The sequence below is a fragment of the Nostocoides jenkinsii Ben 74 genome, from assembly GCF_001046875.1.
GTDB lineage: Bacteria > Actinomycetota > Actinomycetes > Actinomycetales > Dermatophilaceae > Nostocoides_A > Nostocoides_A jenkinsii.
In genome coordinates, this window is the sequence record NZ_HF571038.1 from 3,012,532 (window position 1) to 3,029,297 (window position 16,766).

16 protein-coding genes, 1 pseudogene and 1 other annotated feature are annotated in these 16,766 nt (G+C 67.4%); of the genes and pseudogenes, 11 read left to right on the forward strand and 6 right to left on the reverse strand.

Annotated features, from left to right (window positions below; all coding sequences use genetic code 11):
- Positions 1 to 21 precede the first annotated feature (21 nt).
- Positions 22 to 1,262, reverse strand: a protein-coding gene (locus tag BN13_RS14355; RefSeq protein WP_157038605.1) for an IS3 family transposase whose coding sequence is annotated in 2 segments (ribosomal slippage) — positions 22 to 959 and positions 959 to 1,262 — 1,242 coding nt in all. Because the reading frame shifts where the segments join, the coding sequence is not laid out codon by codon here.
- Positions 847 to 960 (reverse strand) — a sequence feature (AL1L pseudoknot). (Overlaps the previous gene by 114 nt.)
- A gap of 941 nt (positions 1,263 to 2,203) precedes the next feature.
- Here BN13_RS14355 and BN13_RS14365 point away from each other — a divergent pair.
- The 8 genes and pseudogenes from BN13_RS14365 to BN13_RS14400 all read left to right on the forward strand — a co-directional run bounded on the left by BN13_RS14365 (position 2,204) and on the right by BN13_RS14400 (position 6,567).
- A complete protein-coding gene (locus BN13_RS14365; protein ID WP_048547938.1) occupies positions 2,204 to 2,434 on the forward strand; it encodes a ribbon-helix-helix protein, CopG family in 231 nt (76 codons plus the stop codon).
- Positions 2,431 to 2,868: a TA system VapC family ribonuclease toxin gene (locus BN13_RS14370; RefSeq protein ID WP_048547939.1), complete on the forward strand. Its 438-nt coding sequence runs from the start codon at positions 2,431 to 2,433 to the stop codon at positions 2,866 to 2,868. Before BN13_RS14365 ends, BN13_RS14370 begins: the two co-directional genes overlap by 4 nt.
- A 57-nt stretch (positions 2,869 to 2,925) precedes the next feature.
- Positions 2,926 to 3,389: pseudogene (locus BN13_RS20445) on the forward strand (aldo/keto reductase).
- A 172-nt stretch (positions 3,390 to 3,561) separates the two neighbouring features.
- The gene (locus BN13_RS14380) at positions 3,562 to 3,774 is read left to right on the forward strand and encodes a ribbon-helix-helix domain-containing protein (RefSeq protein WP_048547940.1); all 213 of its coding nucleotides are present in this window, start codon (positions 3,562 to 3,564) and stop codon (positions 3,772 to 3,774) included.
- The gene (locus tag BN13_RS14385; protein ID WP_321162914.1) at positions 3,771 to 4,193 is read left to right on the forward strand and encodes a PIN domain-containing protein; all 423 of its coding nucleotides are present in this window, start codon (positions 3,771 to 3,773) and stop codon (positions 4,191 to 4,193) included. The genes BN13_RS14380 and BN13_RS14385 overlap by 4 nt, the downstream gene beginning before the upstream one ends.
- Before the next feature lie 117 nt (positions 4,194 to 4,310).
- Complete coding sequence (locus tag BN13_RS14390) at positions 4,311 to 4,709, forward strand: NUDIX domain-containing protein (RefSeq protein ID WP_048547941.1); 399 nt, start codon at positions 4,311 to 4,313, stop codon at positions 4,707 to 4,709.
- A 36-nt stretch (positions 4,710 to 4,745) separates the two neighbouring features.
- On the forward strand, positions 4,746 to 5,855 hold the full coding sequence (locus BN13_RS14395; protein WP_048547942.1) for an SLC13 family permease: 1,110 nt from the start codon (positions 4,746 to 4,748) through the stop codon (positions 5,853 to 5,855).
- A 10-nt stretch (positions 5,856 to 5,865) separates the two neighbouring features.
- Positions 5,866 to 6,567 (forward strand): VOC family protein, encoded by a 702-nt coding sequence (locus tag BN13_RS14400; protein WP_048547943.1) that lies wholly within the window; start codon positions 5,866 to 5,868, stop codon positions 6,565 to 6,567.
- A 103-nt stretch (positions 6,568 to 6,670) separates the two neighbouring features.
- Here the strand turns inward: BN13_RS14400 and BN13_RS14405 are convergent, their stop codons facing one another.
- Both BN13_RS14405 and BN13_RS14410 read right to left on the reverse strand, forming a co-directional pair.
- A complete protein-coding gene (locus BN13_RS14405; RefSeq protein WP_157038607.1) occupies positions 6,671 to 7,048 on the reverse strand; it encodes a hypothetical protein in 378 nt (125 codons plus the stop codon).
- Between the two features lie 48 nt (positions 7,049 to 7,096).
- Positions 7,097 to 7,690: a TetR/AcrR family transcriptional regulator gene (locus BN13_RS14410; RefSeq protein WP_048547945.1), complete on the reverse strand. Its 594-nt coding sequence runs from the start codon at positions 7,688 to 7,690 to the stop codon at positions 7,097 to 7,099.
- Between the two features lie 94 nt (positions 7,691 to 7,784).
- Between BN13_RS14410 and BN13_RS14415 the strand changes: the two genes are divergently transcribed.
- Both BN13_RS14415 and BN13_RS14420 read left to right on the forward strand, forming a co-directional pair.
- Entirely contained in the window at positions 7,785 to 8,858 is a 1,074-nt protein-coding gene (locus BN13_RS14415) for a hypothetical protein (protein ID WP_048547946.1), read from the forward strand.
- A 112-nt stretch (positions 8,859 to 8,970) separates the two neighbouring features.
- Positions 8,971 to 9,873: a cation diffusion facilitator family transporter gene (locus BN13_RS14420; protein ID WP_048547947.1), complete on the forward strand. Its 903-nt coding sequence runs from the start codon at positions 8,971 to 8,973 to the stop codon at positions 9,871 to 9,873.
- A 112-nt stretch (positions 9,874 to 9,985) separates the two neighbouring features.
- Here BN13_RS14420 and BN13_RS14425 read toward each other — a convergent pair whose 3' ends face one another.
- From BN13_RS14425 to BN13_RS14435, 3 genes are all read right to left on the reverse strand, one after another.
- Positions 9,986 to 10,852, reverse strand: coding sequence for an alpha/beta hydrolase (locus BN13_RS14425; protein ID WP_157038608.1), 867 nt, complete (start codon positions 10,850 to 10,852; stop codon positions 9,986 to 9,988).
- A 79-nt stretch (positions 10,853 to 10,931) separates the two neighbouring features.
- Entirely contained in the window at positions 10,932 to 11,165 is a 234-nt protein-coding gene (locus BN13_RS14430; protein WP_053079804.1) for a DsrE/DsrF/DrsH-like family protein, read from the reverse strand.
- A gap of 142 nt (positions 11,166 to 11,307) precedes the next feature.
- Positions 11,308 to 13,011 carry a glycoside hydrolase family 13 protein gene (locus BN13_RS14435; protein ID WP_048547949.1) on the reverse strand — a complete coding sequence of 568 codons (1,704 nt, stop codon included), beginning with the start codon at positions 13,009 to 13,011 and terminating at the stop codon, positions 11,308 to 11,310.
- Positions 13,012 to 13,099: 88 nt separating this feature from the next.
- On the opposite strand from BN13_RS14435, the gene BN13_RS14440 reads away from it, so the two are divergent.
- Positions 13,100 to 16,651, forward strand: coding sequence for an ATP-binding cassette domain-containing protein (locus BN13_RS14440; RefSeq protein ID WP_321162915.1), 3,552 nt, complete (start codon positions 13,100 to 13,102; stop codon positions 16,649 to 16,651).
- The last annotated feature ends 115 nt before the right edge of the window (positions 16,652 to 16,766 follow it).

Below are 16,766 nucleotides of genomic sequence, written 5' to 3' on the forward strand. Positions count from 1 at the left end.
ACACCGTTGGTCGGACAGACCCTACCCCGGGTCGGCTTCTTGTGCAGCATAGAACGCTGCTTCGTACTCGGCCGGCGGAATGTCGTCGCAGTGGCCGTGTAGCCGGGTCTCGTTGAACCAGTGCACCCACGACAGCGTGGCGAGTTCGAGTTCGTCGACGTCGTCCCAGCCGGTGGTGTCAGGTCCGTAGACGCACTCGGTCTTGTAGAGCCCGTTGGCCGTCTCGGCCAAGGCATTGTCGTAGGAGTCGGCCACGGTCCCGATCGAGGGACGAGCGCCGATCTCCTCGAGCCGCTCGGTGAATCGCACCGAGGTGAACTGCGACCCGGCATCCGAATGCGTCACCAGCCCGATGAGCCGGTGCCCGCCACGGGACGCTCTGGCCATCTCCAGAGCGTCGAGGACCATCTCGGTCTTCATGTTCGCTGCGACCCGCCAGCCGACGATCCGTCGACTGAACGCGTCGACGATGAAGCACACATACGCCATCCCCGACCGGGTCGGAACGTAGGTCAGATCCGTCACCCACAACGCGTCGGGCCGGTCGGCCTTGAAGTGCCTGTTGACCAGGTCCGGCGCTCTGGTGGCACCGGGATCCTGCTTGGTCGTGAACACCTTCTTCCGAAGCCGGGACACGCCCTCGATTCCCAGCCCCCGCATCAGCCGGGCGACCTGGTCCCGGCCGATGTCGTGGCCCGCGCGCTGGGCGGCCTTCCACAGCTTGTGGGCCCCGTAGACCTTCCGGTTCGCGACCCACAGCGTCATCAGGACCTGCATCATGACCAGGTCACGGACCGCACGGGCCGACGGAGCGATCTGCCGCTTCTTCGCGGCGTAATAGCTGCTCGGAGCCACCTGCAGGTGCCTGCAGATGAACTCGACTCCGAACTCAGCACGGTTCTCGTCGACGAACGCGACGATCACTTCAAGGGGCGGTCGAGCTCCGCCGCGAAGAAAGCCGAGGCCCGCTTCAGCAGATCGTTGGCACGACGAAGCTCCCGATTCTCCTGTTCCAACTCCTTGATGCGTTTCGCCTCCACCGTCGTCAGGCCCAGCTCGACACCCTCATCGATGTCAGCCTGCTTGACCCAGGTCCGCAGCGACTCGACACCACAGCCGATCTGGTCGGCCACCCGCTGGACCGTCCCGTGCGTGGTGCCGAGCTCCTTGCGCAGCTGCCGCACGAGCCGGACCGCCCTGGCCTTCTCCTCAGGCGAGTACCGCCGCGTGGTCGGCTTCCCCGACGTGCTCTTGGTTCCCATGGCTCCATCCTCGTTTCCAAGGTCGGGAGCCTCCAAGCAACCCAGGGTGGTTCAGACTTGGACTCGAAGCCGGCATCGTCAACGACACTTCACCCCTGACACCATCAGCCGCAGCCTCCGACGCGCCGGACTAGCGTCTGTCGGCGCTTATGGCCTCAAGAGGACCTCGCCGCTCGACCCCGCAACTGAACACCAGCACGGCAAGGCTGTGTACGTCACGAGGATGGCGTAGAACTCACCCCAAGCCTGTGAAGGCCGAGCAGGAGAAGATCTTGGGAGAACGTACCCGCTCCGAGCCTTGCCCGATCGCGCGAAGTCTCCCTCCGCCCAGACCCGTTGGATAGTTTCGACCCCACCGACGATGTCGAGGTGGCTCGGTCCGTGTTGGCCGGACCCGCCAAGCGAGTCGTCACTACGACCTACTCAGGCTGAGGTCGTGTGCTCCGACAGGCTTCTCCACCGAAACAGTCTGGAAGCACGCGGTCGCGGCTTGGGGCAGGCATTGGAACCCAGAAGGCAGCACGTTGTTGGTGCGACGCGCCATATCGAAGCCTGACGAAGTCCCGATCTCGACTGGCTTGTTCGCACCGCACCGCAGCGACTCTTCACACGCGGATAGGTGTCGTCGCCTGAGTCAACGTGCGTGGATCTGGACAAGTTAGCCGGAAGGCCTGAACCTTCTCAACTTGTCCCGCCGCAGGTCAGAGGCCCGGAGCCTGGACAAGAAGCGCCGGAACCTACAACTCGACTGGGTGACTCGGTATGCCGCGCCGACCGGCGCCAGTCTTCAGGTGTTGACTCACGATGACAGCAGCTCGGTGGCCCCCCGAGGTGTCCATCGCAGTAGACGATGTCGATGCGGCATACGCCGATGCGCAGGTCCGGCCGCGCGATGGCCACGGAAGGGAGGGTCAAGGTCAAGATGTCGTAGCATCAGATGCATGCGCACCACCCTGTCGATCGATGACGACGTCCTCGAGGCGGTCAAGGAACGAGCACGTCGCGAGGACCGCACAGCCGGCGAGGTTCTCTCCGACCTCGCGCGCACCGCCCTCACGCGCAGGGAAGGTGGGCGGCATACAGCCAAGAACGGCTTCACAGTCCTCGCGTCACGGGGGCGGACTGTGACGAACTCACTTGTCGAGCGGTTGCGCGACGAGGACGGTTCATGACTCGGGCGCTACTCGATGTCAATGTGTTGATCGCGCTCATGGACGCCGGGCACGTGGACCACGAGACCCTTCACGCGTGGGCTGCGGATGGATTGGCCGACGGCTGGGCGTCGTGCGCCATCACGCAGAACGGGTTTGTCCGCATTCTCAGCCAGCCTGCATACCCAGGGACAGTGTCCGTTGCTGAGGCCATCGACCTACTCCGATCGTCCATCGAGTCCAGCCACCACGAATTTTGGTCATGCGATATCGGCTTGACCGAGACATCCGCCGTGGATTCAACCGCCGTGCTCGGTCACCGCCAAATCACCGACGCGTACCTGCTGGCGCTCGCTGTCCACCACGGCGGACGGCTTGTGACCCTGGATCGGTCGGTTCCGATCCGAGCCGTGCGAGGCGCCACCTCCGAGCATCTTGAGGTAATCGCCGGCTAGCACCGGCCGCTTGTCGACGCCGGCTGGCTGTCAGTGGGACGTGCCGTGATCATGGACATGGATCTGGCACTGCCCATCGGACTGGGTACCAACACATCTGGCCGCACGAGCGACGAGGCGACCTCGCGGGAGGTGCTCGATGCGTTCGCCATGGCGGGAGGCACCCTCATCGACACGGCCGACACCTATTCCGACGGCGAGTCCGAGCGGATCATCGGCCAGTGGATGCGCAAGCGCGGCCCCGCGACGAGGTCGTCCTCGTGAGCAAGGGCGGGAACCACACCAACTTCGACGGGCTTGCGACAGCGACCATCACCGGAGCGTGTGAGGCTTCGTTGCGCCGGCTCGGCACGGACCGCATTGACCTCTACTTCGCCCACTACGAGGACGATCTCACCCCGGTCGAGGAGAGTGCCGCGATCGGCAACCACTTCGAGACCTGGAACGGCGGCATCTACATGGATGCGGTCGAGGAGGCCATGCGCAAGAGGTTGTTCGTCATGTCGTCTAACCAGAGTTGACCTGGTCGGAGCCTTCGTGAGGCGAGTTGATGCGTCGCGACCAGTTGAAGCACGCAATTCGCGCGGCCTGCCAGATAATCGGCCACTCGGAAGTGATCGTTGTTGGCTCCTGATGCTGCATACCGCGTCGCCCATGAGTCATTGCGACGTATGGCACACGTACCATACGTCCATGAAGACCACGCTGTATCTTCCTGACGACCTCAAACAGGCTGTTGAGGTGGAGGCGCGTCGACGAGGGATCTCCGAAGCCGAGGTGGTCCGCGGAGCGTTGCGTGAGCAACTCATGACCGGGCCGGTTCGCCCCCGAGCGGGCATCATCACGGGCCTAGAGCCCATCGCCGACCGCGTGGACGAGCTGCTGGGCGAGGGCTTCGGAGCGTGAAACCGAAGGGCGTGGTTGTCGACACGAGCGCTTTGCTGGCCTTCTTCGACGCCAACGAGCCGCAGCATGAAGCAGTCGTCGAGGCGATCCAGTCGTCCCGTGGCCCACTCATCGTCTCGCCATATGTCATCGCTGAACTCGACTATCTCGTGATGACGCGGCACGGGGTGCAGGCGCAGCGCACCGTGCTCAACGAAATTGCCGGGGGCGCATGGGAATTGGCGCACATGGACCGAGCACGTCTTGCGGACGCCAACCGCATTGTGGAGCGCTTCGCCGACATTCCCATCGGGGTCGCGGACGCCTCGAATGTGGTCTTGGCCGAGGTCTACGGCACCCGAGCCATCGTGACGCTCGATCGCCGACACTTCACAATCCTGCGCTTCGACGACGGCTCACGGGTGGACGTCCGGCCGTAGGTCCGCGCCAGCGGACGCCTCCGCACGTGTGACGGTCTTCGTGGGGAAGTCTGCTGCTCCCCTGGCGACAGCAATCTTCCCCGCGAGCGGGGCCACGGGAACGGCACACTGGTCGTCATGCCCATCGCGATCGCTGTTGCCGTTTTCGTGCGCGACGGGCGGGCTCTTCTGGGTCATCGGCATCGTGACCGCCGCTGGTATCCCGACTGCTGGGATCTCATCGGCGGGCACATCGAGCCGGGCGAGACACCCGAGGAGGCCGTGCGGCGCGAGTGCCGCGAGGAGATCGGCGTCGAGATCCAAGAGTTTCGCAAGTTGCCCATGACCGTCAGCGATCCGAACCTCGACCTGTCCGCCTTCCTCGTCAAGCAGTGGCACGGCGAACCGACGAATACCGCACCGGACGATCACGACGACCTGGCGTGGTTCACCGCTGACGAGATCGGCCACCTCACCCTGGCCGACCCGTCCGGTCGGGCCCTACTGCAGGCCGCTGCCCGCTCCTCAACCAACTAGATCAGCCTTCGACGACCAGGGACAAGATGACCAGTCGTGTCGCTAGACGTGGTCACCGAGGGGCTCGGCCGCGCGCTCCCGATCGTGGCCTTCCTGCTGGCGATCACCGCAGTCGCAGAACTCAGCGATCGCGCTGGAGTTTTCGATGTCATCGGGCATTGGATCGCGCGGCACGGACGACACCGGATGTGGCTGCTGTGGCTGCTCTTCTGGGCCTTCGCGGTGACGTGCACGATCTTCCTCAGCCTCGACACCACCGCCGTCCTCCTCACCCCGGTCGCCCTCTCCGTCGCCAACCAGATCGGCGTCCCACCGCGACCCTTCGCACTCACCACCCTGTGGATTGCGAACACCGGCTCGCTTCTCCTGCCGGTCTCCAACCTGACGAATCTGCTTGCGCTGCAACGCCTTGAGGCGCTGGGGGTGGACCACACGGCATACGTCCGCCTCGCCTTTGCACCCGCGATCGTGAGCATCGCGATCACGCTTGGGGTGATCGCCCTCCTGCACTGGCGCGATCTGGGCACGCGCTATGCGGTGGACCCACCGGCCGATCCGCACGACCCAACCTTGTTTCGCTGCGCGGCCCTCGTATGCCTGATCATCGGCCCCGCCTTCGCCGCGGGCTTGCCGCCGTGGGCCGTGGCTGCCGCCGCCGCGCTGGTCTTGACCGTCGCCACCGCATGGCGGGCCCCGCACCACCTGAAACACCTCAACCTGCCGTGGCTGATGGCGCTCGCCTTCGCCGCCCTCACCATCGTCGTCGCCGCCGCGCACGATGCCGGGCTTCTTAACCCACTGCTCAATCTGGCTGGTACCGGCACCACGACGCCGGACCTCCTCAGGGTCGCAGGCACCTCGGCCCTCACCTCGAATGCCGTCAACAACCTGCCCGCCTACCTCGCCCTCGAACCCGCCGCGGCGGGCGATCGCCTGCGTCTGATGGCCGTTCTCATCGGCACCAACGCCGGCCCGCTCGTCACCCCATGGGCCTCCCTCGCAACGCTGCTCTGGATGCAGCGTTGCCGTGCGGCCGGGGTGCGCTGGAGCCTCTGGCGGCTCGCGCTAGGCGGCCTTGTGTGCGGCTCGCTAGCGGTGCTCGGCTCGACACTCGCTGTCACCCTGCCATTGCTCGGCGCTCGGTAGCGTACTCGTCATGGACATGCTGAGGGAAGATGCCATCGCCAGCGCAGGGCTGAGTGAGTGGCGCAAGCTGGCCCAGGGGCTGCACGCGCGGTATGCCGTGCCCGACTTCGCCAGTGGCGCGCGTTTCGTGACCGCCGTCGGGAGTGTGAGTGCCGCCCACGGCCACTACCCAAAGGTCTCGATGGGGCCTGGCTATGTCGACCTGAAATTGTCCACGGCCGACGCCATCTATCGCGATGACGATGGCGTCGAGCACATCGTGGAGTGGGTCACCCAACAGGATGTCGACACGGCCCGGGCCATCACCGCCTGCGCGGCCGATCTCGGCCTCACCGCTGAGCCGGACGCCGTCAGCGTCATCGAACTTGGTTTGGACACAGCGGATTCCGCGCAGATCGCGCCCTTCTGGGCCGCGCTGCTGACGGGCGACGCCGATGCACGAGGACGGGGAACGCCAGGCGACGAAATCCGCGATGCCACCGGCCGGAGTCCAAATCTGTGGTTCGGTGACGCTCCGGAAGCCAGCGGCCAACGCTTCCACATCGAGGTCTACGTGCCGCGCTCCATCGCCGCCGCACGCATCGCCGATGCTCTCGCCGCTGGCGGCACGATCGTTGATGACAGCCAGTCGCCCGGGCTCACCGTGCTCGCCGATCCGGAGGGCAACTACGGCGTCCTGTGTGTGGCCGAGGGGCCCGCGCCGAACAGTTGAAGGCCACCGGAGCTCCCGCGACGTGTGGTGAATTCTCATCCCGGAGTTGATCATCCACAGCGTCATGCACAGCGGGGGATAACTCGCGCCGAATGCCGTTGGGTCACTTATGGATTGCCGCAGACAGCGCCGCCGCAGCGAGTGCCGGCACCGCCACGAGAGCAGCAATGAATGGCGTGAGCGACATCAGATCACTTCGCCACACGGTGGCGTCGACGCCGTCTGACCACGGGAACTGGGGAAGCAGGCTGGTGAGCAAGCCGATCACCAGGGCAATCACTACCCAGCGAAAGACGATGGCAGACATCGAGATTCCCGTGCGCCCGTCGACAAATCCCCACGCCGCTGACCCCAACAGGAGCGCCAGGAAACCCGCGATCCCGGCACCAATATTGGCGCCATCGCTGGCCAGGCGCGCGAAGCTGAAACCGACGACGAATTCGAGCGCCAGGAGCGCCGCTGTCCTGATGGCGATGTCCATGCGATCAGCGTGCTTGCTGGCACGGCACCGCCGCATGAGATGGACTACTCACACGTCGGCAAGCAGCGCATCGACCGCCACGAGGTAGCGGTCGGCGGATTCCGCACCCAACACCGCCCGGTGAACCAAATATCCCTGCGCCAGACCGATAATCGCCGGTGCTCGGATGGCAGCCCGCGATTCTGCGGTGCACCTCCCGACGCCCCGGGAGACGAACCACTCCACGAGATAGGCTTCGAAGCCCGCACCCATGACGGAGACAGCGCGCTGCGCCACCTCACGCACGGGTCCACCCGAGCCCGCCGCCCCCCAGATCTGCAGCACCAACCCACTGTCGACGAGATCGGTGGGCATGCCGTCGATGAGCCGGCGCAGCACCTGGGCGGGCGTTGGCAAGGGCCGCTCATGTGCCAGGGCCTCGAGAGCCACGACCCGACCAGCCATCACGCGCTCGGCGACCTGCCCGACGAGGGCCTCCTTATTGTCGAAGTAGCCATAGATCGCCCCGGCCGACATGCCCGACTCGCTGATGATGTCGGCCATCGACATCTCGCTCAAGCCCTGGCGCAGCGCGACAGCATGGGCCGCATCCAGGATGCGATCGCGAACGGCGGCGCGGTGGGCAGGTGACACCTTCGGCATACCACTATCATCGCAAAACGAACGATCGTTTTGCAAGATGGACCCCGCAGGTGCACACTCGATAACGAACGATCCTTCGCTAATAGGAGAACCCGTGAACGCCCCCAGCTCAACCGCGCCAGCCCGAGCCCTCGGCACAACACCTGCAGGAACCCCCTGGCACGCCAGCCTGCGCGTCGCCGTCCTCGCCTCCCTCGCCGTCATCATCGTGCTACTTGCCTTTCTTTGGCCGAGCTACACCAGCAAGGTCAAGGACCTGCCACTCATCGTCGCCGGCCCGCCCGCTGCCACCGCCCAGTTGACGACGGGCCTGAGCGCGACCGGAATGTTCGACATCACGTCGGCGACCGACCGGGAAGCCGCCGTCGTCGCCATCGAGGAACGCAATGCGTATGGCGCGGTCGTCGCCGGCCCCGGTGGCGTGGAAGTGTTGACCGCCACCGCTGCCAGCCCCATCGCCGCTCAGGCCATCACCGGCGTCGCGCAGAAGCTCGCGGCCCAGGCGGCCCAGCAGGCCCAGGCCACCGGAGCCGAAGCACCGAAAGTCACCATGACCGAGGTGGCCCCCTTCGGGGAGAAGGATCCGCGCGGCAGCAACGTCGCCGTGGCCGGGCTGCCGCTGGCGATGGGCGGCATGGTCGGCGGTGTCCTGGTATCCCTCCTCGTGTCTGGGCACCGTCGCCGCTTCGGCGCGGTCGCGGCATACGCCGTCATCGGTGGGCTGGCCCTCGCGGCGGTCCTCGGGCCGTGGCTCCACGTCCTGACCGGGTCCTACCTGGTGGAGGCGGCCATCATGGGTGCCGCCCTATTTGCTACGGCCTCCTTCATCGTCGGTCTGCACGGCCTGATCGGCCAGCCGGGTATCGCGGTGGGCGCCATCGTCACGCTCTTCCTGGGCAATCCGCTCTCCGGGATGTCGCTGCCCAAGGAGTTGCTGCCCTGGCACTGGGGCGAGATTGGCCAGTTCTTCGTGCCGGGCGCGTCGGGGACCCTGCTTCGCCTGGAGTCCTACTTCCCGCAGGCGTCGACGACTCACGGCTGGCTCGTGCTGGCGGCATGGTCTCTCGCGGGGCTGGCCATGCTGTGGTTCGGCCCGCACCGCGACGACCACGCTGCAGCGGACACGACCACCGAGACGGCCGTGGAGACGGAACTGCTCCCCGCCTGAGCTTCTGATCGCCCGACGTTCTGATCGCCCGACGTTCTGACCGCCAGAGCTTCTGACCGCGTGCTCAGGAGACTGCCCCGGTAGGCTCAACTGCGACGTCGGGAGGGCATCCATGGGGCACGATCACGGCCACGGGTCGGCCGCGACGGCACATCGCTGGCGCCTACAACTCGCGTTCGGGCTCGTCGCCGCATTCTTCGTCGTCGAACTGGCGACCGGGCTGCTTGCCCGATCCCTCGCCCTCATCAGCGATGCCGGGCACATGGCCGCCGACGTCGTCGCCCTCGGCGCGGCTCTCGTCGCCACCAGGATCGCGACCCGGCCCGACCCCACCGGCCGCCGGACGTATGGCCGTTATCGGGCCGAGGTCTTCGCCTCCGGCCTCGCGGTCCTGCTCATGCTCGGGGTCTCTGCCTACATCGTCATCGAGGCGATCCACCGGGTGGGTGCCGAGCCGGAGGTCGACACCGGACCGATGATGCTGGTCGGCGGCCTGGGTTTGCTGGTGAACCTCGTGTGTATGGCGCTCCTGCGCCACGGCTCGGACGAGTCACTCACCGTGAAAGGCGCCTATCTCGAAGTCGTCGCCGACACCGTGGGTTCGGTCGGCGTCATCCTCGCGGGCCTCCTCGTGCGGGCAACGGGGGCGAGTTGGTGGGACACGGCGGTGGCCCTGGCTATCGCGGCCTTCGTCGCCATCCGTGCCCTGTGGCTGGGTCGCGAGGTCCTGGCCGTCCTGGGTCAGCACGCGCCGAAGGACGTCGACCCCAACCGGGTCGCCGCTGCCCTCGAAACCGTCCCCGATGTCGCGGACGTGCACGACCTGCACCTGTGGACCCTGACCAGCGGTATGAGTGTGGCGACCGCCCACCTGATGACCCGCGACACCGCCGTGGACCCGGCGCGAATCCTCGCCGATGCGGCGGCCGTCATGCGCGAGCAGTTCGGCATCGAGCACGCCACCATTCAGGTCGAGCCGCCGGACTCGGCGGCCTGCTCGCGCACGTCTTGGTGACGCGCCCAGGGCACTCGCTGGCGCCTGAGATTGCCGTGGTGGGGTAGTTCACTGTCGCTGGGGCGACAGCAAACCTCCCCGCTAGGGCACTCTTCCGCCAATTAACACCAACTCAATCAGCACCAACTCTGGCTCGCGGGCCGATCGTGTCGCCCAAGAAATCAATGACCACCTGCCACTGCGCCTCGATGTCGGTGCCGAGGAAGACATGCTCGGCGTCCGGCACCACGACGAGGCGGCTCCACGCGCCGGCTGCGAGCGCCGCGTCGTGCAAGCGCACGGCCTGGTCCAGCGGCGACATCGTGTCCGAGTCGCCGTGCATGATGAGCATCGGCGGCGAGTCGGCGCGCACATGTGTGACCGGCGAATACGCCATGGCAAGCCACTCGCGGGCGTCGGGATCGACTCCGCGCCAGAGGGATTCGGTCAGGTCGGGCAGGACGGTGAGGTCGGCCGCGCCATACCACCAGATGATCGAACTGACATCGGTGCGACCGCGACCGACGCCGATCCGGCCGAGGAGGTGCGGATCGGGTTGTTCCGCGCTACCAGCCAACCCCGCCAGCGCGGCGAGATGGGCACCGGCCGAGTCTCCCCAGAGCGCGAGGCGGTCGCCGTCGAGGCCGAGGTCCGCGGCATACGTCCGGAGATAGCGGACCGCGGCGATGAGATCGCGCACCATGTCGTCCGGCGCGACCTCCTCGATCAGCCGGTGGTCAGGCGTGGCGACGGCAAAGCCGGCATCGACGAGCTTCTGGAAGAGCCGCTGCTGACCCCACTGCAGGGGTACGAGGCGGCGGTCCCCCTCGGCCCACCCACCGCCATGCACCCACATGACGACCGGCGCGGGTCCGCCGGCGTCGGGCACGTGCAGATCGAGAACCATCGGCCGGAATCCGGGCACTTGGGCATAGGTCAGCCCGGTCCAGGTTGTGGCGCCGCGAAGCGGCGAGGTCCGCAGCGGAGGGAGGTGCGTCATGGGCGGCCACGGTCCGTCCTCGACGGGCGGGCGTAGTTCGGTGAGGTCCACCACGCAAGTATCCGGCCTGGTGCCCGACCTAGATGAAGATCGTCTGCGCGTTGGCGCTGATCTCGATGAAGTCGGCCGCGCTGATCACGCCCTGAACCCCGGGATGGAGGTCGGCCTCGATCATCTTCATCATGGCGAAGGACAGCCGACAGGCATACATGTGGACTCCAGCAGCCGAGAGCAAATCCAAGAACTCAGGCACATCCGGGATGTCGAGATCGGCCATCTGCTTCTTCATCATCTTGGTCGCCATCGCCGTCATGCCAGGCAGTTGACCCACCACTTGCGGCAATCATGTTTCGACGTTAATACCCGCAGGGGTATGAACGCGGGCGAACGTCATGTTCCGACAGTCACACTTCGTCCGCTCACCTCAGCCGGCCGAACCGCTGACCCGAGCAAGCTCACCCCACGCGGCGCAGGACCACCGCGGACCACCCGTCGAGGCGAGTGGACTCGAATCGGGGGGCGCGCGGCATACCCCCATCAGTGGCGGTCGCGGAGATCACCTCGGCACCGAGCCAAGAACCGGGCCCACCCACGTCGGCGAGGTCTGCCACGGTCAGCTCGACCGCCTCCCGGGAGAGGTTGGCGAGGACGAGCAATTGGTCGTCGCCGCGGGTGCGGATGAACGCCCATACGGTCTCGTGGTCGGGCAGGAGGAGCCGGAACTCGCCCAAGGCGACGGTCGCGTCGTCGTGGCGCAGGGCGATGAGCCGGGCGTAATGAGCGAAAACCGAGTCCGGATCATCAACCTGCGCCGCCGCATTGATCTCGGTGAAATTGGGGTTGACGGCGATCCACGGCTCCCCGGTCGTGAAGCCGGCCTGCGGACCGGCATCCCATTGCACGGGCGTCCGGGCATTGTCGCGTCCCTTGGCCCGGATCGAGCGCAGCACGTCGGCGGGATCAGCGCCGTCGCGCACCGCCTCGGCGTAGTAGTTGATGGACTCGATGTCTCGAATGTCATCAAGGGAGCCGAAGGCGACATTGGTCATCCCGAGTTCCTCCCCTTGATAGACGTATGGCGTGCCCCGGTGCAGGTGCAGCACCGTCGCCAAGGTCTTGGCGGAGCGCTCGCGCCACTCTGGGTCGTCGTCGCCGAACCGGCTCACGGCGCGCGGCTGATCGTGGTTGTCCCAGTAGAGCGAGTTCCAGCCGACCTCGGCCAGACCCTCCTGCCAGCGGGCGAGGCAAGCCTTCAACCGCGGGAGGTGGAGAGGTCGCAGATCCCACTTGCCGAGCGGCCCGGAGTCGAGGTCGACATGCTCGAACTGGAAGATCATGTCGACTTCGGCGCGCGCGGGGTCGGTATAGAGCCGCGCCTGCTCGATCGTCGACCCGGGCATCTCGCCGACCGTGATGAGTTGGGCCTCGCGGCCGGCGAACACCTCCCGATGCATCTCGTGGAGGAACTCGTGGATGCGGGGGCCGTTGAAGGTCTGCGCGAACAGGTCGCCGTGGGCGTCCTGCAGCGGCACGACCTTGGAGATCAGGTTGATGACGTCCATGCGGAAGCCATCGACCCCGCGATCGAGCCAGCGGCGCATCATCGCGTAGACCGCTTCGCGAACCTGCGGGTTCTCCCAATTGAGGTCGGGCTGTTTGCGGGAGAAGAGGTGCAAGTAATACTGACCCGTCGCCTGATCGAATTCCCAGGTCGAGCCGGAGAAGAAGGACACCCAGTCGGTGGGCTGGTCGCGCCACCAATACCAATCCCGCTTGGGGTTGTCGCGCGAGGAGCGGGACTCCAGGAACCACTCGTGCTCGTCGCTGGTGTGGTTGACCACGAGATCCATCACCAGCTTGATGCCCCGCTCGTGCAGCCCCGCGATCAAGGCATCGAGTTGCTCCTCGGCGCCGAAGGCCGGGTCGATGCGCTCGTAGTCGCTGATGTCGTAGCCGTTGTCGTCCTGCGGCGAGCGATAGATCGGGCTCAACCACACGACGTCGACCCCCAGTCGCTCCAGGTGGTCGAGGCGGGCAATGATGCCGCCGAGATCCCCCATGCCGTCGCCATCACTGTCGGCGAAGCTGCGCGGATAGATCTGATAGACGGTGGCTGAGGTCCACCACGGGGCATCGGAAGCAAGGTCGGACACGGTCATACGGAAAACCTATCGACTGGGTCAGACAGCGGGGTCGACGGGAAATTCGGGAGCAGGTTGTCGGTGGGGACGCGTAGCGTTGAGTCCCGTGATTGCCACTCAGCTCGATGAATGGACGGCGCCCGTTGCGGCGACCGGCCGCTCCGGGCTGCCCTCGGGCCGGCGCCCGGTGGACTGGCGGCGCGTCTGGCGCCCGGCCACCGTCGTGTGCTTTGCCGGCTCCTTGATCGCTGCTGTCGCGGCGAGTCTCGGCTCCGTCGTGGCTGGTCAGCTCGCCGACGACGCCGCGGCCCGGCTCGTATGGGTGCTCGCCGCCCTCCTGATCGGCGGTGCCGTGATCGACACGATCGCCAAGACGGCGTGGTCCGTGATCGTCGACCGTGCCGAAGGTGCCCTCCGGGCGGATCTGTTGGACGCGGCCATGGCGCAGCCCCTGCCGGAGTTGTCGGAGCAGGCCGTCGGAGAGATTCTCGACCGCATCGACGACGACACGCACGAGGTCGGTGGTCTGCTGCGGTGGCATGTGTGGCAAGGCATCCGGACGCTGCTCTCGGCCGGTCCGCTGTGGGTGGTCGCGGGATTGACCTGGTGGCCGGCCTTCGTGCTCTTCCCGGCCTCCGCCGCCGCCGCGCTGTGGGTGGCGCGCCGCATCCTGCCCGAGATATCACGGCGCAAGGTGCTTGAAGAGATGGCCTGGACGGATCACGCCGCTGCCTTGGAGGAGGGCATCGCGGCCCGGGACGACCTGCGCGCCAGCCTGGGCCAGGCGTTCGTTGTGCGGCGCTGCGCCGAACTCGCTGCGGTGATCCAGCAACGGTTGACGGACGTGCTGTGGGCGGAGGTCCGGGTGACCCGGCGCACGGGCACGGTGCTCAACGGCATCCTCGCCGCCACCGCGGTCACGGGTGTGGCGCTCGTCAGCCACGGGGATCTGACGACGGCCCGACTGGTGACACTCTTCCTGGTGACAACGATGTTCGTCGGCCAAGTCGACATGCTCGCGCGGCACCTGCCCGACCTGCAGGCCGGGTTCGGGGCGATCCTGCGTCTGCGCGGCATGATCGACTCCGAACCCGAGCGAGTCGGCGGACGCTCCCTGCCCGAGGGGCCGCTGGCTGTGGAATTCCGCGACCTGGCGTTCGGCTACGAGACCGGCCGGTTTGCCCTGCGCGACATCGACCTGCGGATCGAGGCTGGCCACACGTGCGCGTTGGTGGGGCGCACGGGTTCGGGCAAGTCCACCTTGGCGTCCCTGCTCTCGCGGGCGGTCGAGCCTCACCCCGCAACGGTCTTCCTCGGCGGCGTCGACATCGGCGAACTCGACCTCGACCAACTGCGCGCGGCCGTGGGCGTTGTCACCCAGCGGACCGAGATCATCGCGGGCACGCTGGCCGACAATGTCACGCTCTTTCGGGATCTGCCCCGACAACGCGTCGAGGCCGCCATCGCCGAACTCGGCCTGACCTCGTGGGTGGCGGGGCTTCCTGACGGACTCGACACGACGCTTGGCCCCGGTGGCACTCGCCTGTCTGCTGGCGAGGAACAGTTGGTGGCCTTCGCGCGACTGCTGGTGCGGGACGTGCGCGTGGTGATCCTGGACGAGGCGACCGCCCGCATGGATCCCTTGACCGAGGCGCGCGTCGTCGCGGCAGCCGATCGGCTCATCGCGGGGCGCACCGGCATCCTCGTGGCGCACCGGCTGAGCACCACCGAGCGCGCCGAGCACGTCGCGGTCCTCGATGGCGGACGCATCGTTCAGCAGGGGCCCCGTGACTACGTGGCCCGGATCGACGGTCCCTTCCGGCGACTCTTGGAAGCCTCGGCCGATCCCGTGCCGGACGGCTCCAGCGCCTCGGTGGAAATCCGAGGCAGCCAGCGGGCTCGCGCGGCCGGGCCTGGCGACATCGGCACCGCGCGCCGCTCGGTTGAGCCGCCGCCCCCACCCCACCTCAAATCGATCCCGAGCCTGTCTCGCGCCATGCGCAGCACGCTGTTCGCCGAGCCCCAGTGGGGTCTGGTCGGCGCGGCCCTGTTCCTCGTGTCGGCCACCGTCGGGGCGTATGGCGCACTCACCGGCCTCCTGTGGGGTCACGTCGTCACGGCCCTACAACGCGGTGAGCGCCCCATCGCGGCGCTAGTGGCGCTCGTCGGGTCGATCATGCTGGCCCCGGTGACCCTTGCCGAGGCCTTCAAGCGCTACCCCAAGTGGTGGGTCGCGGTGATGCTGCGGGTTCGAACGAGTGTGCTCATCGGGCAAACCGGCCAGCGCCGGCTGGATCGCACTCCGCCCGGTGAAGTCGTCGCGCGCGCCATGGATGCCGAGCGACTGGCTCGCTATGCCGACCGCTGGGTGGACTTCACCAACGGCATCGCCATCGTCGGCCTCACCAGCCTGGCTGCACGATCATGGCTCGCCGGCGGAGTATTGGCCGCCGTGCTGGTCGCCGCCGCGTTGGCTTCCGCGGTCGGCCGGCGAGTAGCGGGCCGTTCGGCGGCAGCCTCCTCGGCAGAACGCGCCGTCTTCGGTCGCGCCCTGGTCTCGGCGCTGGAATCGATTCGCACGATCAAGCTCGCGGCGGCCACGCCCGCCGTCCATGCACACCTGCGTCGGGTCGATGGCGGCCGGGTCCAGGCGGCCGTGCGGGAGCACCGCATCCAAGCGCTCCTGGAGGGGGTCCCAATCGTCATGGTCCAGGCGGGCGTGGTCGCCGCGTGGGCGGGCCTCGTTCATGGAACGTGGGGCTTGGCCACGACGCTGCTGGTTGCCAACGCCGTCAGCGGCTTCGACTGGTTCGGTCGGGTCGCTGGGTCCGTCGTGACGGAGGCGCCCGGGGTGACCGCGTGGATGCGGGCGACCAGCGAGCTGGCCGGTGGTGGGGACCTCATGGAGCTCCCCGCGGGCGTCGACCCGGTGGGCGGGAGCGCGCCCGCGCCGGCGCGCGGCATACGCGATGCCTTGGCCGAGTTGCGCCTGACCGGAGTGAGCGCGATTCATGAGGACGGCACGGTCGGCGTGGCCGACGTCGACCTTTCGGTGCGCGGGGGCGAGCTCGTGCTGCTGCTCGGCCAGGTTGGTTCGGGCAAGTCGAGCCTGCTGTCCGCGCTGGCGGGGCTGGTCGCCCACCGCGGCGAGATCCGGTGGAACGGCCGCGTGCTGGATGACGCGGAAGTTCAGTTGCGACCCGGCCGGGTGGCGCACGTGGCTCAGGTGCCGCGGGTGCTGTCCGGTGACTTCCGCGGCAATGTCGCGCTCGATCACCCCGATCGCGTGATCGAGCCCGCCCTGGCGATGGCCCGGATGGAGCGCGACGTCGCCGAAGCGGGTGGCCTGGATGCGTTGGTCGGTCACCGCGGCGTCCGACTGTCGGGCGGACAGGTGCAGCGGCTGGCACTGGCGCGGGCGGTCGCTTGCCGGGCCGAGTTACTGCTCGCCGATGATGTCTCGTCCGCGCTGGACGCAGCCACCGAGATCGAGCTGTGGCAGGCCCTTCGGGGAAGTGCGGCGACGGTCGTCGGCGCCACGAGCAAAGCCGCGGCACTCGCCCAGGCCGATCGCGTGGTGGTTCTGGACCGCGGTGCGGTCGTGGACGTCGGCCCATGGTCGCACCTTGCCCCACGCTGGGGTCACCTCGCGGGCTGACCCGTTTGTGGCTGAGCGGGATACCACCGGGCTGGGTCGGGCGGGTTGGTGGTGGAATACCCCCTAGGGGTATGCTGTTGGGACAGGAAGACAGCAACTTCCGTCACATCGAAGT

Excerpts from the sequence above, each read along its gene's own strand:
- BN13_RS14365 (WP_048547938.1), top strand. The coding sequence starts at position 2,204 with ATGCGCACCACCCTGTCGATCGATGACGACGTCCTCGAGGCGGTCAAG.
- BN13_RS14370 (WP_048547939.1), top strand. The coding sequence starts at position 2,431 with ATGACTCGGGCGCTACTCGATGTCAATGTGTTGATCGCGCTCATGGAC.
- BN13_RS14380 (WP_048547940.1), top strand. The coding sequence starts at position 3,562 with ATGAAGACCACGCTGTATCTTCCTGACGACCTCAAACAGGCTGTTGAG.
- BN13_RS14390 (WP_048547941.1), top strand. The coding sequence starts at position 4,311 with ATGCCCATCGCGATCGCTGTTGCCGTTTTCGTGCGCGACGGGCGGGCT.
- BN13_RS14400 (WP_048547943.1), top strand. The coding sequence starts at position 5,866 with ATGGACATGCTGAGGGAAGATGCCATCGCCAGCGCAGGGCTGAGTGAG.
- BN13_RS14405 (WP_157038607.1), bottom strand. The coding sequence starts at position 7,048 with ATGGACATCGCCATCAGGACAGCGGCGCTCCTGGCGCTCGAATTCGTC.
- BN13_RS14410 (WP_048547945.1), bottom strand. The coding sequence starts at position 7,690 with ATGCCGAAGGTGTCACCTGCCCACCGCGCCGCCGTTCGCGATCGCATC.
- BN13_RS14420 (WP_048547947.1), top strand. The coding sequence starts at position 8,971 with ATGGGGCACGATCACGGCCACGGGTCGGCCGCGACGGCACATCGCTGG.
- BN13_RS14425 (WP_157038608.1), bottom strand. The coding sequence starts at position 10,852 with ATGACGCACCTCCCTCCGCTGCGGACCTCGCCGCTTCGCGGCGCCACA.
- BN13_RS14430 (WP_053079804.1), bottom strand. The coding sequence starts at position 11,165 with ATGACGGCGATGGCGACCAAGATGATGAAGAAGCAGATGGCCGATCTC.
- BN13_RS14435 (WP_048547949.1), bottom strand. The coding sequence starts at position 13,011 with ATGACCGTGTCCGACCTTGCTTCCGATGCCCCGTGGTGGACCTCAGCC.